We start from the raw sequence: 13,882 nt of genomic DNA, 5'->3' as shown, positions 1-13,882 counted from the left end.
CGGAAAAACTCGCCTATTGGATCAATTAGAATTTCCTTGCATAAATCCACCAACTTACCTAGGATGATTTTACTTCAAGGATTTAGGTGAATTTTTTATGCAACCTAATTTGGCTTTACTTAAGGATTTCAATCAAACAATTTTTCAAGAAAAACGGTCAGCATTGCTCGATAGGTTGACCGCGCATTGGCAAAGAAATAATCCCCTGAAAGGGATAAAGATTTTACACAATACGCCCCTCACTTATGAAACTTTAGTTAAATTAGAATCCTTGATTGCCGCTGGAGCTGAACTCACAGTTACCCATACCGCCTTTACACCCGTCCCTCCCGAAGAAAAAATCCTCTCCACCCTTAGACAGGCTGGAATAAACGTTATTTTATCTCATCGCGATGTACAAGATGATTTTGATATTGCCTTGGATTGCTGTGCCGAAACCTTAGAAATGGAAAAAGTACGAGTTTTACGAGGTATTGTTGAATTGACGCAAACCGGCGGCGAAAAGTATAAAAGAATGTCCCTTGATTTACCCATTATCAATGTTGACGACTCAAATTTAAAAAAATTGGAAGGGATGTACGGTACCGGTGAGAGTTTTGTTAGAGCAATTAAAGAAATAACCGGTGAAGAGATAGTTAACAAATCTTTTGTCATCTTTGGTTTCGGTAAAGTGGGTAAAGGAATTGTGCGTTATCTTTTGCGAGAAACGCCTCATATCTCAGTTATCGAATCATCCCAAATTCAACTGAATCAAGCAAAAAAACTTGGTTTGATCACCATACCTTTTAGTGACGCCGCACAAATCCGCAATCATTTGAGAGAGGCATTTTGTATCGTCACAGCGACTGGTAAAGCGAACGTCCTATCACAAGTTGTCACTCAAAGTGATTGCCAATCGGCCTACATTGCCAATATGGGCACTTATGATGAGATTGGCGATCAAATTCAAACTAAGAAAATACTCTGCAATAAAATAGCTATTAATTTTTCTCTCAAGCACCCAACCTTGTTGAATTATATCGATCCCGTTTTTTATGCACACAATGTGGCTGCCCAACTTTTATTAGAAAACCAGTATGAAAACAAATACTACCCTTTTCCCTCTTATCTGGATGATTTGATTATTGATCTCTGGAAAACACAAAACTGTGTTGATATTAACGACATCTATGACTAGACGCCTTATACCTATACTATCAAGACATTTCGACTCAACAAATTGCTGCCAAGCCTAATGGAGCAACTAAAAATTATAAAAAATTCAATGCCATCTCCTTGACAGCATCGATTTTTCCTAACTACACTGTGATAGCTATTAGTCCAGGACTTATAGCTCTTTCGTAATTTTTGGTAAAATCTAAAAAGGAACTTTTCTATGAATAAGGTAAAAGCGACTGGTACAATACTAGCACTAGGTGCTGCAGCAATGTTTTCAATGGCACCTGTATACGCATCTTCTTCTGATGCATCTTCTACTATGGTTAATTGCAAAGGCGTTAACGCTTGTAAGGGACAAGGCAGCTGCAAATCTGCTACCAACTCTTGCAAAGGTCAAAACTCTTGCAAAGGCCAAGGTGTAACCCAAATGACTAAAGAGCAATGTGAAAAAGCTGGTGGAACTGTTGAAGCTTCTAATGCTGGCAGCAGCAGCGAGTCTAGCAGCGGCTCTCAATCTCAATAATAGACATGGTACCAGGTATGCTTTAGGCATACCTGGATTCTGATAAATGACCTACACGACAAAAAAACAGCTAAAATTACCTTATCTGGGTTTTGGTTTAGGATTGAGGCCAGATCACTATGAGGATATTTTGCTGTACAAACCGAACATAGATTGGTTTGAGATCCTTACCGAAAATTATTTAATTCCTGGCGGTAAGCCACTGTACTTTTTAGATCAAATTCGTGAAAACTACCCTGTGGTTATGCATGGGGTTTCCCTGTCGATTGGCAGCACCGAACCGCTCGATCGGAACTACCTCAAAGATCTAAAAGCGTTAGCACAACGTGTAGATCCTGTATGGATTTCCGATCATTTATGCTGGACCGGTGTCCAAGGTTTAAATATGCATGATCTGCTGCCTATCCCCTACACTGAGGAAGCAATCAAACACATCGTTTCACGAATTACAGAAGTGCAAGATTATTTGGGCCAGCGTATCCTCATCGAAAATGTTTCGAGTTATCTGACATTTACCCAGTCAGAAATGACTGAATGGGAATTTATTTCGGAAATTGCCCAACAAGCTGACTGCTATATTCTGCTCGATGTGAATAATATCTATGTAAGTTCTATCAATCATGAGTTCAATGCACTTGATTACTTAAATGGAGTGCCTGCCGAACGAATCATGCAAATTCATCTAGCAGGACATTCGAATTATGGCCATTACATTATCGATACCCATGATGCTCCCATTATTCAACCTGTATGGGATCTTTATGCGGAAACCATTACAAAATTAGGCCGTGTTTCAACAATGATTGAACGAGATGACAAAATTCCTCCTTTAACCGAATTATTAATCGAATTAGATCAAGCGAGGAGAATCATGGAGCGAGTACATAACAAAGAGTTATCAGCATGACCGATTTGCCTAGCTTACAAAATCAGTTCCAAGCTTACTTGCTAAAAGGTCAAGCGGAAATTGGACAATCCATCGTGTCGACAGAAAAAGTTCCAACAGCTCAAAGACTAGCAATTTATCTTGATTCTTATCACTATCGCTTACTGGAAGCCCTAGGCTCAAATTTCCCTATTCTTGAAAATTATTTAGGTAGGGAAGAATTTTATAAATTAGGGGAAAACTACATTGCTAACCACCCTTCACCCTACCGCTCGATCCGCTGGTATGGCGATCGATTTGCGGATTATTTAAAAGAACACAGAGAACCCTATTTAGCCGAATTAGCTGAATTTGAGTGGAAAATGACCCTTAGCTTTGACGCTGCAGACGATGCTGTATTACAAATAGAACAAATGGCCGTCATCCCCCAGAATACCTGGCCTGATATCCGGTTTAAACCCCATGCTTCGCTTCAGCGCATGGATTTTGCCTGGAATACGGTAAAAATATGGGAAGCGGTAGCCAATAACCAATCCCCAGAAGCGCCCACTAAAAACTCCAGCATCATGCACTGGGTTTTGTGGAGAAACGAATACATCAATCGCTTCTATTCTCTTGGCAAAGATGAAGCGTGGGCACTTGATGCGTTAATAAAAGGCTCAACATTTAGCGAATTATGTGAAGGCCTTTGCGAATGGCTTGATGAATCAGAAGTGGGGATGAGAGCAGCATCCCTACTCAAAGGATGGATTCAATCAGGATTATTGGCAGAGATAGTATAGCAGTCCTTAGTAGACCAGGAAGCTATTTAGACTGAAATACAAAGGAAGGGACTCATGCGAATTAAAAATAATGACACACATTTTGGTGTAATAGCCATTCTACTTCATTGGATTATTGCTTTTTTAATTATTGGATTACTCATCTTAGGCTTGTATATGGTTGAACTACCAATCAGCCTGGAGAAGCTTAAACTTTACGGTTGGCATAAAGAGTATGGATTGCTGGTACTCGCACTAGCTATTATCAGGCTCGCATGGCGTCTTATCAACATTACCCCCAATTTATCGCTTCCCCTATGGGAGAAAATTGCCGCTAGAACGGTACATTGGGCATTCTATGGGTTTATGTTCGCTATGCCCATCACAGGATGGCTTATTACTTCATCTGCTGGATTACCTGCTTCTTTTTTCGGTTTGCTCACTATGCCTGATTTAGTAGCCCCTAACGAGGAAAAAAGACAATTATTCGAAGAACTCCACCGCTGGATTGGTTACGGACTCATAGCCACGATAGCCTTACACATTCTCGCTGCGTTAAAGCACCATTTTATTAATAAAGATGATATTTTACGGCGAATGCTTTCGTAGTGCGGAATCATGCCATTTAAGTTAAGACCCGATAATCCGAGCCACAATCTTGAGAGAGCGGATAAACAGCTGGCTCATTTGCGAGCGTGGCGAAAGATGCTTCCTTTCTAAGCTGCTATTCTTAAGAAATAGATGAATTAAGAGAAACTCGATGCAATCTGATCTTATCAGTATCCTTTTAGGCTTTATTGAAGGATTTGCACTCATTATTTCGCCCTGCATCCTTCCCATTTTGCCTATTGTACTTGCAAGTTCACTTGTCAGCTCTAAACAACGCCCCTTAGGAATAATTAGCGGTTTTACCCTCACCTTTGCTTTGTTTGCTTTTTTTTCGCGTCAATTAGTTCAATACACTGGGATTGATGTGGATGCGGTTCGTCATCTCTCGTACCTTATTTTATTACTTTTAGGCCTCACCATGATATCTTCTTATTTGAGTGAAAAATTTGGCCGCTTAACCCAACGCCTCTCTCAAGTGGGATCAGCATTTCCCTCGGTCAATAATCCTCAAGGAGGATTCTACAGCGGACTTTTTTTAGGTGGTTTGATATCCATTATTTGGACTCCTTGTGCCGGCCCTATTTTAGCTGCGGTTATTGTGCAGACAGTGATTCAAAAAACAACCATCATCAGTTTTTTCACGCTTCTTGCTTTTGCTTTAGGCGCAGCGGTTCCAATGTTTATTATGGCTTTTTACGGGAGAAAATTGATTGATACCTTCGGTTTTTTTAAGCAAAAAGCCCTGCTTTTCCGCAAAATCTTAGGTGTTATTATTATTGCAAGCGTAGGGTACATGATTTACCAAGAAAAAGGTTATTCTGCCTCTTTCACGATACCAGAAACAACGGTTCAACTCTCAACTTCGTTGGTGGACGGATTGTTAATTCCTTATAAAGCCCCTGCAATTGAAGATATTGAGGCCTGGATTAATTCACCTCCACTGAAAATCAATGAATTAAAAGGAAAAGTAGTGCTTATTGATTTCTGGACTTACTCTTGTATTAACTGTGTCAGGACATTGCCTTATTTGGAAGATTGGTATCACAAATACCGTAACAAAGGGCTCGTGATTATCGGTGTACACTCACCTGAATTTGCTTTTGAAAAAAATTTAGACAACGTAAGAAACGCTGTGAAACGCGATGGTATTCTTTATCCCGTTGCCCTTGATAACCAATTCACAACTTGGCGTAATTATAATAATCATTATTGGCCTGCTCATTATTTGATTGATAAACAGGGGGAAGTTGTCTATCAGCATTTTGGTGAAGGTCTTTATGATGTTACTGAAAATAATATTCGCTTTTTATTAGGAATTGATGCATTACCTCAAGAAAAACAAACGGCAACCCAATCCTATTCATATCTTGAAACCCCTGAAACTTATCTCGGTTATGCACGTGCTGATAGAAGCTTAAGCCCTTATTTAATCCATGACAAAATAGCACACTACTCTTTTCCTGAAAAACTCCCTCTTAACGCCTGGGCTTTACAAGGGGAATGGCAAGTAAGTGAGGACAAAATTATTGCAGGCACTTCAAACGCTTCGCTAAAAATTCATTTTAAAGCGAGAAAAGTGTTCATGGTGATGAGTAACCCTACTGGAAAACCCATTAGGGTTCAGGTTCTTTTAAACGGTAAACCGCTGGTTAACAATCAAGGGAAAGAGGTGAAGAACAGTAGCATTTTAGTAAATAGGGATTCAATTTATGAAGTTGTCAACAATAAGCAGTTTACTAGCGGCTTATTACAGATTATAACCACAGAACCGGGAGTGGAAATTTACACCTTTACTTTTGGAAATTAAGGTAGGCCTAAGAACAAGGATGAAAAAATGAACTTCGACAACGTATATCAACAAAAGCGATGCTCTGCGGAAGAAGCCGTCAATTTAATTCCCGAACATGCCGTTATTTCCATGGGTATGCGGGCAGGGACGCCTCCAGCTTTATGCCGTGCTCTAGCAGAGCGGGCCAGAGCAGGAGATTTACAAGAGGTGAAAGTCTATTATCTTCGCTGTGGCTCAGTTGCCTTACATACTATTTTCCAGGAAGACTTACTTCATATCATCAAACCTTATTCATCCATGATGTCAAAGGGGGAAGTTTTACTCGCAGAGCGGGGCTATACCCTTGGCAAAAAATACATTAACTTTGTCCCTGTTAGCTTCAGTCGCTACCCAAGCACCATAAAAGGGATAACCCAACTGGATGCTTTTATCGTTACTGTTTCGCCAATGGATCAGTATGGTTTTTTTAATTTAGGTATCAATGGTGATTACGCGATTGAGTTGGCACGCTATGCAGACAAACTCATTGTTGAAGTCAATGAAAATATGCCAAGGACAGCTGGCTCTACCTTAATTCACATTAACGAAGTGGATGCGTTGGTTGAACATACCTCTGCTTTACCGGAAGAATCTTCAAAACCTGCCAGTGAATTGGACAAGCAAATTGGCCACTATATTACTTCCCTCATACCCGATGGAGCGACCATTCAAATGGGGATTGGTGGAGTGCCTAATGCCGTTTGTGAACAGCTGATTGGCCATAAAAATCTTGGAATTCACACTGAAGTAATGACAACCGGCATGATTGATCTAATCAAAAAAGGGGTTGTAACGAATACGAATAAAAAACTACATCCCTATGTTAACGTATTTACTTTTGCCGTTGGTGATAAGCAACTTTATGATTTTATTCATCTTAATCCGTCTATGGTTTGCCTCCCTGTTTCTTATGTGAACGAGCCAAATGTTATTGGCCAAAATAACCTAATGACTTCTGTCAACGCCTTTATAGAAATTGATTTTAGCGGCCAGGTGAACGCTGAGTTCATCGGCCATCAATTTTCCGGTGTAGGCGGACAATTGGATTTTATTCGTGGCGTTCATTACTCGGAAGGCGGAAAAACAATTATTGCCAGCAGCTCAACTGCAAAAAATGGTACCCTATCACGAATTGTACCAAGACTCTCTTCAATTGCCACCGATACACGCCTTGACATCGATTATGTGGTTACAGAATATGGAATAGCTCAATTAAAGGGACGATCGACTACTGAAAGAACGCATCAACTAATTAAAATTGCTCATCCCGCGTTCCAAGATCAGTTGCAGCAACAAGCAAAAGAACAAGGGTTTATTTAAGGAGGACTAAATGGACTTATCAATTTCACCTGCCCTCTTATTTACTCCAGGTAATAAACCTGAGCGTTTCAGCAAAGCTTTAGTTTCTGAAGCCAACGGCCTTATCCTGGAACTTGAAGATGCTGTGCCTCTTGAAGATAAAAAACAGGCTAGGGACAACGTCGTGCAGTTTTTATTGCATAACGAGCATGCTAATCTACCTATTATTGTACGAATAAATCACATCACCAGTGATGCGGGTTTGGCTGATTTGCTTGCTTTAAAACAAACCAATCTTTCTTTTGACGCCATTATGTATCCCAAAGCAGAAAGTGCAGAAGAATTAAACATTATTTATGAGACGCTGCATCTGGAAGCGAGAAAAATTAAATTATTTGCCCTAATCGAGACAAGCAAAGGGATCCACCAACTTACCTCTATTGTGACTAATTCCCCTGTCGCTGGACTTTTCTTTGGCGCTGCTGATTACGCGGTTGATGTTGGCTGTCATTTGAGTTGGGAAGCCTTATTATTTGCCCGCTTGCAACTCATTCAGGCTGCAGCACTAACGCATATACCCGCTATCGACTCCCCTTTTTTCGATTTTGCCAATGAGAAGGAATTGATCGCAGAGACAATAAAAGCTAAAGAACTTGGTTTCAAGGGGAAATTGGCTATTCATCCTAAACAAATAGCACCCATCAAAAAACAGTTCGCTCCCACTGAAGAACAAATTGACAGAGCAAAAAAAATCATTGCCCTCTTTGAACAGGCAGGAGGAAAAGCTTGTCAGCACGATGGGGAAATGATCGATGTTCCTATCTATAACCACGCTCAGAAATTACTTCATTTAGCAAAAAACATCAAAAGGAATAGAAATGGCTAACCAAAGTTACCTCTCTCTCGGCAATAATCGATTCCGTGAAGATTTTGGTTTTTACTTCGAAGATTTTACGGTAGGACAAATTATCGAACACCGTCCTGGAAGGACAATTACCCAAAACGATAATATCTGGTTTACCCTGCTAACGATGAATACCGCACAACTTCATTTCGATGTTCATTATGCAGAGCAAACTGAATGGAAAAAACCCATAGTAAACAGCACATTTACTTTAGCCATCATCACTGGAATGACGGTGAATACCATTTCCAAAAAAGTGGTGGCTAATCTTGCCTGGGATAAGGTTAAATTGCTAAAACCGGTTTTTGAAGGGGATACCATTTACGCAGAAACTGAAATCAAGGCTAAACGCGAATCTATTTCAAGGCCGACTCAGGGAATAATTACTGTCGAGACAAGAGGAATTAACCAGCATAAAGAAATTTTTATGTCATTTGAACGAACCGTTCTTGTTTATAAAAAAGGTGGGGCACCAGATTACAGTATCTAATTCGCTCCAGAAACTGTCCTTTTTGAAATAAACCGCTCGATCGTTTGCCTCAACATTGAGCGGTTAATGACATAACAATTGTTCACAAAATAATTGCCCTAAGAACAATAAAATCACAATCAAATTCGCAATTTCCCGGGGACTTATTCCCTTTTGCGAAAATGAATAATGAGCTTCCTGAGCTTGTACAAATCGAGTTTCAATACAATCGATTGCCAATATCTCACTAGCAATTTTTCTTGCATAGTCCATGGCTACCTTGCCTTTGTGAAAAAGAACATTACTATCATCTATTCTTATCAAAAGTTCCAAATAAGCAAACAAGCAAATCGCATCAATGGATTTAGTTTCTTTGTATAAAGCGATAAGTGCAGGCAATAATTGAAAAATCATCTCATATTCATTAATTGTCACTTGCTTGGCATCAATATCCTCAAATGCTTTGCGCGCAAATGCACTGGTATTGAGATCGTCTAGAACACTTTGACGATCATTTAGCAGTTGATGATGAAGATTAGCAGGGGTGAACGAGAGATTTTCTTGAGTCAATCTGGCTGCAGAAATACAAATAAACCCTAGCGAAAAAATTACATCACCATGGGTAGTGATTCCCTTCGTTTTTTCCAACACGCGTTGCTCGGCATTGAATGCAGTATGCGCCAAAATTTCAAGTGATTTTCGCTCTAACCCCTGATTTGCAATCTGATAAAAATAATGGCGCAAGGTAAAAAGGCTGCGAAAAAGAATTTCACCATTCAAGTCTTGGTGGGCACCTGAATCAATAAAACTAACCAATCCCGGTTTAGGATAAGCTTTTGCTTCAAAATACAAAGCCCTTACTGCAACTTTGGCAAGGAATTTAGCAATGCTATGGTTTGCTACATAAGGTGGGATAACTTTCATGACCTACTGCTCTCGTAATAACTTAACTCTCGCGTAATCGATCAGCCTCCCATCAGGAAACGATCCTATTTGGCACATCCAACATGGGACCTGATCTATTACACTCTCGCCTTTTGAATAAAAATTATGCTTTTTGTCAAACTCGATTTCGGGCCGAGTTTGACCTCTTTGAATTATTGTAGTGCTACTACAATTTTGCCAATTTGTTCATTAGACTCCATGAAACGATGCGCTTCTACAATTTGCTCCAATTGAAAGGTGCGCGCAATTTTTGGCTTGAACGTACCGTCTTTTATATGATCAAAAATGTATTTCTGTGCTTTTTCGCGCAATTCAGGTACAGTGCTCAATTCGAACAAAGTATAACCACGAATTGACAACCCTTTTGCAAGAGCTGAGAAAAGAGGATAAGGCATAGGTTCGTTTGACAAATTACCGTAAACAAAAATGATCCCTTTCTCTGCAGCAGCATCAGCAAGCTTTTCTATACTCTTTCCTGCAATCGGATCAAAAATAATCCTCGCACCTTTACCTTGCGTGATTTCTTTTACACGAGTCGGTAGATCTTCCTCGTCAGTAACAATGACATGATCTGCACCCAGCTTAAGTAATTCAGCTTTTTTCTTATGAGTTCTTGTTGTTGCAATACTTATCGCGCCTTCGGCACGTGCAATCTCAATCGCAGCGATGCCAACACTACTACTTGCTGCTGTGATCAGGACAAAATCCCCTTTGGCAAGCTTTCCATAATGCACAAGCGCACCATAAGCGGTCATGTATTGCATCCAAATAGAAGTGGCTTCAGCAAAAGAAAGCGTCTCAGGAAAAGAAGCGAGTGCATAAGCCGGAAGAATCGCCACTTCGCCATACACACCATATTTGCCCAAGTCAAAACAAGGGATTGAACTAAATTTTTTACCAATCATACCTTGATCGACACCTTGCCCCACCGCTTCAACGACGCCGGAGGCTTCATAGCCATTTTTTGAGGGGAACCTTGGTTCAACAAGATAACGCCCAAGACGAAACATTACCTCAGCTCGGTTTAAACCAATTGCATGCACTCGTAATCGCACTTCCCCCTTTTCAGGTTCAGGTAACGGTTCCTTCTCTAGTTTTAATACTTCAGGACCACCAGTTTCATGAAAACGAACAATCTTGGCAGTTTGATTAGACATAGCAATTTCCTTATTTCAATAAAAAATTAATTTCCCAAAGAGTATGTTGTGCCTCAAGCGGAGGCTTATATTCTTAACACAGAAGTAGTTTTGAATAAATCTTTTTTGTGGATTAGGCAATTTTATTGAAATTTGGACAATTGGCTTTTAGCGAACGAGGTGGCAATTTGCCATTTTCACCCTAAATGGAAAAGGGCTCTGAGCATTTCCATACGCCCCACGAACAATTCGCAAGGCGTTGACAGGTCATAATTGAAAGATGAAACACATTATAAAGTAAGTAAGACTACTTTCTCACAATAAGCTCATTTTGCACCGACTTCACGCCAGAAATTTTTCCAGCGATATCCCCTGCCGTATCGCTTTGGCGGATAGTTTTAACATAGCCACTTAACACGACAGTCCCTTTATGAGTCTCAACGTGAATGCGTTGTGCCGAAAGGTCAGGATTATTAGAGAATGCAGACTGCACTGAAGTCGTGATAGTTTCATCCGATGGACCTACTCTAAAAAAATTTTCGTGCGTCAATGACTGACATCCCACTAAAATAGCCAGACAAAATCCGATTAACCCATTTAAATAATATTTTTTCATCTTTTCCCCTCTAATTTGGATTCGCTGCGCCACCATAACACGACTTAACTTGAATTTCTAATTAAAAGTGCAACTTTGAGCACAAAATTAAATATTTCTGTATTTAATTAATCCACCATTTCTTTTTTTAAGTAAATTCGATCATGCCCTAAGAGGTACTTCTCGATGCGGCCGATTTCATGGAAACCATGTCGTTTATAAAAATCAAGCGCCTGAAAATCAAAAGTGTCGACAAATATCTTGCTTAACTGTTTAATTCTAGCCTGCTCAATAATTTGCTCTATTAAACGGCTACCAATCAATTTTTTACGGAACTCACTCTCAATCCATAAGACGTCGATATAAAGTGCATCACTATGTTGCCAAATTAATGCCCCTCCGATAATTTTATTTTGGTCGTCGCGAGCAAAAACACTGAACTGACTCCCTCTTTCATGAAGACAATTTACGTTAAACTCAATTATTCCCTTTCGCAAAATTGCATTGTCCGCATCGCTCGGACTCTTCTCAACAGTCAATTTGACGTTTAGCATAAACAAACCCTCGTGTTATCCTTTGCTCCCCAACATAGCACGCAAACGGTCAATCTCTTTGAGTAACTCAAGAGCCAAAGCTGCACCCGCTAAATTTACCCCTAAATCGCGATTTAATCGCAGGACCATACGAATTCGCCGCACTGACTCATTATCAAACCGCCACTCGTCATTCTCATCCTTTTGTGCCGGTACAATTCCTTCATTGATAATTTCAATCACTGTTTCCTTAGAAACGCCGAATGAGGAAGTGACTTCAGCTAATGATAAGAAAAACCATTCTTCACATTCCGTTGCAGTGGACCTTTTTTCCTGCTCAGTCATTTGCTCACTCCTAATTTTTCCCGTGGATTAAAGTGAATGGTGTTTGCGAGTTGCTCATACAATTTATCTGCTTGAGGATTCTCAACCTGAGGAATCACAATTTCCAGAACAACATATTGATCTCCAGGTGGATTACCTGGCAATCCTCTGCCTTTCAACCGCATTTGTTTACCCGTTTGTGAAAGTTTTGGAATTTTTAAATTCACCGCACCAGCAAGCGTAGGAACTTGAATTGTTGAACCAAGAGCCGCTTCCCACGGTGTTACTGGAACTCGCAGCTGGATGTCTTTATTATGCAGAGTGAATAGGTGATGAGGGCTTATATTAATTTCAATATATAAATCCCCTGCCTGATGATGAAGCCCCTTGCCTCCTTGGCCTTTTAATCGAATTTGTTGTTTATCACCAATCCCTTTAGGGATTTTGACACGAACTGAGCGTTCGTGATATTGCACATGGCCTCGGCTATCGAATACTGGAATTTGAAGCTTCAGTGTTTTTTCTGCACCCAAAAAACTGTCTTCTAAACTGATCGTGAGTTTTGCGTGAATATCCTGACCTTGATTGTAAGAAGTGCTGGATTGGAAACCGGAGCGCTGACGCAAAATACTATCAAGAAAATCTTGGAAATCAGTGGCGTTCTCTTCATCGAAAAACTGGTAATTCTGATAAGCTTTCTCTCCCTGAGGGCGGTAACCTGCTTGTTCCTGTTCCTTCCAATATTGGCCATAACGATCATATTTCGCCCGTTTTTCAGGATCACGGAGCACTTCATAAGCCTCACCTAATTCTTTAAATTTGGCTTCGGCATTCTCTTCCTTGCTTACATCGGGATGATACTTGCGGGCTAATTTACGATAGGCTCGCTTGATTTCGTCCTGGCTTGCCCCTCGCTCAAGCCCCATTATTTTGTAGTAGTCTTTGTATTCCATGAACTGATCGCTTTGAATTATTCTTCCTCCCATTTTGGGTGACCAGTGGGAGGCTTGTCAATTTGTTAACTCGCTTAAGCATCGTTCCATTAGTTTGGTTCACTCGCAACCCCTCCTATATAAGGAATTTGAGTAGTAATATAACCACTCTCGCGACAAAGGATGGTATGAAAGAAGTGGACAAATCTACATTAAGACAACGTGCAAAACAGTTACGACAACAAAGCACTGATGCTGAAAAGCATCTTTGGTATTATCTTCGAGCAAAACGACTTGGTTACAAATTCAAGCGGCAGGTACCAATAGGAACATACATCGTTGATTTTGTCTGCTTAGAAAAGCGCCTGATTATTGAATTGGACGGCGGCCAGCATCTAGAGAGCAAAAAATATGACATAGCACGTACAACCTGGCTAAATGCACACGGGTTTAAGGTATTACGTTTTTGGAACCACGATGTGTTGCAACAAACTACATCGGTTCTCGAAGTTATCATGCAGGGTCTAACCGAACCAAATATTGAAAACAAGTGTGGGATTAGCTGAGTAATCTCCAAATTTAAAGTTTATTCTCCATGAACAAGTGAACTCCCCTCTCCCCTACTCTCCCCCGCACAAAGTGTGGGGGAGAGGGTTAGGGAGAGGGGGGAACTTCTCTCCTCCCACGTACAAAGTACGGAGAAAAAAATCAGAAAAAACCTTTCCCCTCTCCCCCGCACAAAGTGTGGGGGAGAGGGCTAGGGAGAGGGGGGAATTCTCTGCTCCCACGTACAAAGTACGGAGAAAAAAATCAGAAAAAACCTTTCCCCTCTCCCCTGCACAAAGTGCGGGGGAGAGGGTTAGGGAGAGGGGGGAATTCTCTGCTCCTACGTACAAAGTACGGAGAAAAAAATCAGAAAAAACCTTTCCCCTCTCCCCCGCACAAAGTTTGGGGGAGAGGGTTAGGGAGAGGGGGATTAA

At 40.6% G+C, this 13,882-nt stretch carries 16 protein-coding genes; 10 read left to right on the top strand and 6 right to left on the bottom strand.

What is annotated here, in order from left to right:
• The first annotated feature begins 97 nt into the window (after nucleotides 1-97).
• The 9 genes from LMI_RS04200 to LMI_RS04160 all read left to right on the top strand — a co-directional run bounded on the left by LMI_RS04200 (nucleotide 98) and on the right by LMI_RS04160 (nucleotide 8,458).
• Complete coding sequence (locus LMI_RS04200; RefSeq protein ID WP_045098676.1) at nucleotides 98-1,177, top strand: NAD(P)-dependent oxidoreductase; 1,080 nt, start codon at nucleotides 98-100, stop codon at nucleotides 1,175-1,177.
• 198 nt (nucleotides 1,178-1,375) lie between these two features.
• Nucleotides 1,376-1,681, top strand: a complete 306-nt coding sequence (gene bufA2 / locus LMI_RS04195) for a BufA2 family periplasmic bufferin-type metallophore (protein ID WP_045098675.1) — start codon at nucleotides 1,376-1,378, stop codon at nucleotides 1,679-1,681.
• Between the two features lie 46 nt (nucleotides 1,682-1,727).
• Nucleotides 1,728-2,588, top strand: coding sequence for an MNIO family bufferin maturase (gene bufB / locus LMI_RS04190; protein WP_045098674.1), 861 nt, complete (start codon nucleotides 1,728-1,730; stop codon nucleotides 2,586-2,588).
• On the top strand, nucleotides 2,585-3,349 hold the full coding sequence (locus LMI_RS04185) for an HvfC/BufC N-terminal domain-containing protein (RefSeq protein WP_045098673.1): 765 nt from the start codon (nucleotides 2,585-2,587) through the stop codon (nucleotides 3,347-3,349). Before bufB ends, LMI_RS04185 begins: the two co-directional genes overlap by 4 nt.
• A 54-nt stretch (nucleotides 3,350-3,403) precedes the next feature.
• Entirely contained in the window at nucleotides 3,404-3,937 is a 534-nt protein-coding gene (locus LMI_RS04180; protein WP_045098672.1) for a cytochrome b, read from the top strand.
• Nucleotides 3,938-4,088: 151 nt separating this feature from the next.
• Nucleotides 4,089-5,744: a cytochrome c biogenesis protein DipZ gene (locus LMI_RS04175; RefSeq protein ID WP_045098671.1), complete on the top strand. Its 1,656-nt coding sequence runs from the start codon at nucleotides 4,089-4,091 to the stop codon at nucleotides 5,742-5,744.
• A 27-nt stretch (nucleotides 5,745-5,771) separates the two neighbouring features.
• A complete protein-coding gene (locus tag LMI_RS04170; RefSeq protein WP_045098670.1) occupies nucleotides 5,772-7,085 on the top strand; it encodes an acetyl-CoA hydrolase/transferase family protein in 1,314 nt (437 codons plus the stop codon).
• A gap of 10 nt (nucleotides 7,086-7,095) precedes the next feature.
• Entirely contained in the window at nucleotides 7,096-7,950 is an 855-nt protein-coding gene (locus tag LMI_RS04165; protein ID WP_045098669.1) for an HpcH/HpaI aldolase/citrate lyase family protein, read from the top strand.
• Nucleotides 7,943-8,458, top strand: coding sequence for a MaoC/PaaZ C-terminal domain-containing protein (locus tag LMI_RS04160; RefSeq protein ID WP_045098668.1), 516 nt, complete (start codon nucleotides 7,943-7,945; stop codon nucleotides 8,456-8,458). The genes LMI_RS04165 and LMI_RS04160 overlap by 8 nt, the downstream gene beginning before the upstream one ends.
• A 63-nt stretch (nucleotides 8,459-8,521) precedes the next feature.
• Here the strand turns inward: LMI_RS04160 and LMI_RS04155 are convergent, their stop codons facing one another.
• The 6 genes from LMI_RS04155 to LMI_RS04130 all read right to left on the bottom strand — a co-directional run bounded on the left by LMI_RS04155 (nucleotide 8,522) and on the right by LMI_RS04130 (nucleotide 12,923).
• Nucleotides 8,522-9,361, bottom strand: coding sequence for a triphosphoribosyl-dephospho-CoA synthase (locus tag LMI_RS04155; RefSeq protein ID WP_045098667.1), 840 nt, complete (start codon nucleotides 9,359-9,361; stop codon nucleotides 8,522-8,524).
• 173 nt (nucleotides 9,362-9,534) lie between these two features.
• A complete protein-coding gene (locus tag LMI_RS04150; protein ID WP_045098666.1) occupies nucleotides 9,535-10,539 on the bottom strand; it encodes a zinc-dependent alcohol dehydrogenase family protein in 1,005 nt (334 codons plus the stop codon).
• Between the two features lie 286 nt (nucleotides 10,540-10,825).
• Nucleotides 10,826-11,134 carry a BON domain-containing protein gene (locus tag LMI_RS04145; RefSeq protein ID WP_045098665.1) on the bottom strand — a complete coding sequence of 103 codons (309 nt, stop codon included), beginning with the start codon at nucleotides 11,132-11,134 and terminating at the stop codon, nucleotides 10,826-10,828.
• A gap of 107 nt (nucleotides 11,135-11,241) precedes the next feature.
• On the bottom strand, nucleotides 11,242-11,667 hold the full coding sequence (locus LMI_RS04140) for a GNAT family N-acetyltransferase (protein WP_045098664.1): 426 nt from the start codon (nucleotides 11,665-11,667) through the stop codon (nucleotides 11,242-11,244).
• 15 nt (nucleotides 11,668-11,682) lie between these two features.
• Nucleotides 11,683-11,991: a chaperone modulator CbpM gene (locus tag LMI_RS04135; RefSeq protein WP_045098663.1), complete on the bottom strand. Its 309-nt coding sequence runs from the start codon at nucleotides 11,989-11,991 to the stop codon at nucleotides 11,683-11,685.
• Nucleotides 11,988-12,923 carry a DnaJ C-terminal domain-containing protein gene (locus LMI_RS04130; protein ID WP_045098662.1) on the bottom strand — a complete coding sequence of 312 codons (936 nt, stop codon included), beginning with the start codon at nucleotides 12,921-12,923 and terminating at the stop codon, nucleotides 11,988-11,990. Before LMI_RS04130 ends, LMI_RS04135 begins: the two co-directional genes overlap by 4 nt.
• Nucleotides 12,924-13,090: 167 nt before the next feature.
• Between LMI_RS04130 and LMI_RS04125 the strand changes: the two genes are divergently transcribed.
• Nucleotides 13,091-13,468 (top strand): endonuclease domain-containing protein, encoded by a 378-nt coding sequence (locus tag LMI_RS04125; protein WP_045098661.1) that lies wholly within the window; start codon nucleotides 13,091-13,093, stop codon nucleotides 13,466-13,468.
• The last annotated feature ends 414 nt before the right edge of the window (nucleotides 13,469-13,882 follow it).

Source organism: Legionella micdadei (genome assembly GCF_000953635.1).
In the GTDB taxonomy this organism is placed as follows: domain Bacteria; phylum Pseudomonadota; class Gammaproteobacteria; order Legionellales; family Legionellaceae; genus Tatlockia; species Tatlockia micdadei.
The sequence above is the reverse complement of the archived record's forward strand: the minus strand, read 5'-3'. Positions and strand labels throughout refer to the sequence as shown.

Bases quoted from the DNA above. Each gene is read 5' to 3' on its own strand.
- LMI_RS04200 (WP_045098676.1), top strand. From the start codon at position 98: ATGCAACCTAATTTGGCTTTACTTAAGGATTTCAATCAAACAATTTTT.
- bufA2 (WP_045098675.1), top strand. From the start codon at position 1,376: ATGAATAAGGTAAAAGCGACTGGTACAATACTAGCACTAGGTGCTGCA.
- bufB (WP_045098674.1), top strand. From the start codon at position 1,728: ATGACCTACACGACAAAAAAACAGCTAAAATTACCTTATCTGGGTTTT.
- LMI_RS04185 (WP_045098673.1), top strand. From the start codon at position 2,585: ATGACCGATTTGCCTAGCTTACAAAATCAGTTCCAAGCTTACTTGCTA.
- LMI_RS04180 (WP_045098672.1), top strand. From the start codon at position 3,404: ATGCGAATTAAAAATAATGACACACATTTTGGTGTAATAGCCATTCTA.
- LMI_RS04175 (WP_045098671.1), top strand. From the start codon at position 4,089: ATGCAATCTGATCTTATCAGTATCCTTTTAGGCTTTATTGAAGGATTT.
- LMI_RS04170 (WP_045098670.1), top strand. From the start codon at position 5,772: ATGAACTTCGACAACGTATATCAACAAAAGCGATGCTCTGCGGAAGAA.
- LMI_RS04165 (WP_045098669.1), top strand. From the start codon at position 7,096: ATGGACTTATCAATTTCACCTGCCCTCTTATTTACTCCAGGTAATAAA.
- LMI_RS04160 (WP_045098668.1), top strand. From the start codon at position 7,943: ATGGCTAACCAAAGTTACCTCTCTCTCGGCAATAATCGATTCCGTGAA.
- LMI_RS04155 (WP_045098667.1), bottom strand. From the start codon at position 9,361: ATGAAAGTTATCCCACCTTATGTAGCAAACCATAGCATTGCTAAATTC.
- LMI_RS04150 (WP_045098666.1), bottom strand. From the start codon at position 10,539: ATGTCTAATCAAACTGCCAAGATTGTTCGTTTTCATGAAACTGGTGGT.
- LMI_RS04145 (WP_045098665.1), bottom strand. From the start codon at position 11,134: ATGAAAAAATATTATTTAAATGGGTTAATCGGATTTTGTCTGGCTATT.
- LMI_RS04140 (WP_045098664.1), bottom strand. From the start codon at position 11,667: ATGCTAAACGTCAAATTGACTGTTGAGAAGAGTCCGAGCGATGCGGAC.
- LMI_RS04135 (WP_045098663.1), bottom strand. From the start codon at position 11,991: ATGACTGAGCAGGAAAAAAGGTCCACTGCAACGGAATGTGAAGAATGG.
- LMI_RS04130 (WP_045098662.1), bottom strand. From the start codon at position 12,923: ATGGAATACAAAGACTACTACAAAATAATGGGGCTTGAGCGAGGGGCA.
- LMI_RS04125 (WP_045098661.1), top strand. From the start codon at position 13,091: ATGAAAGAAGTGGACAAATCTACATTAAGACAACGTGCAAAACAGTTA.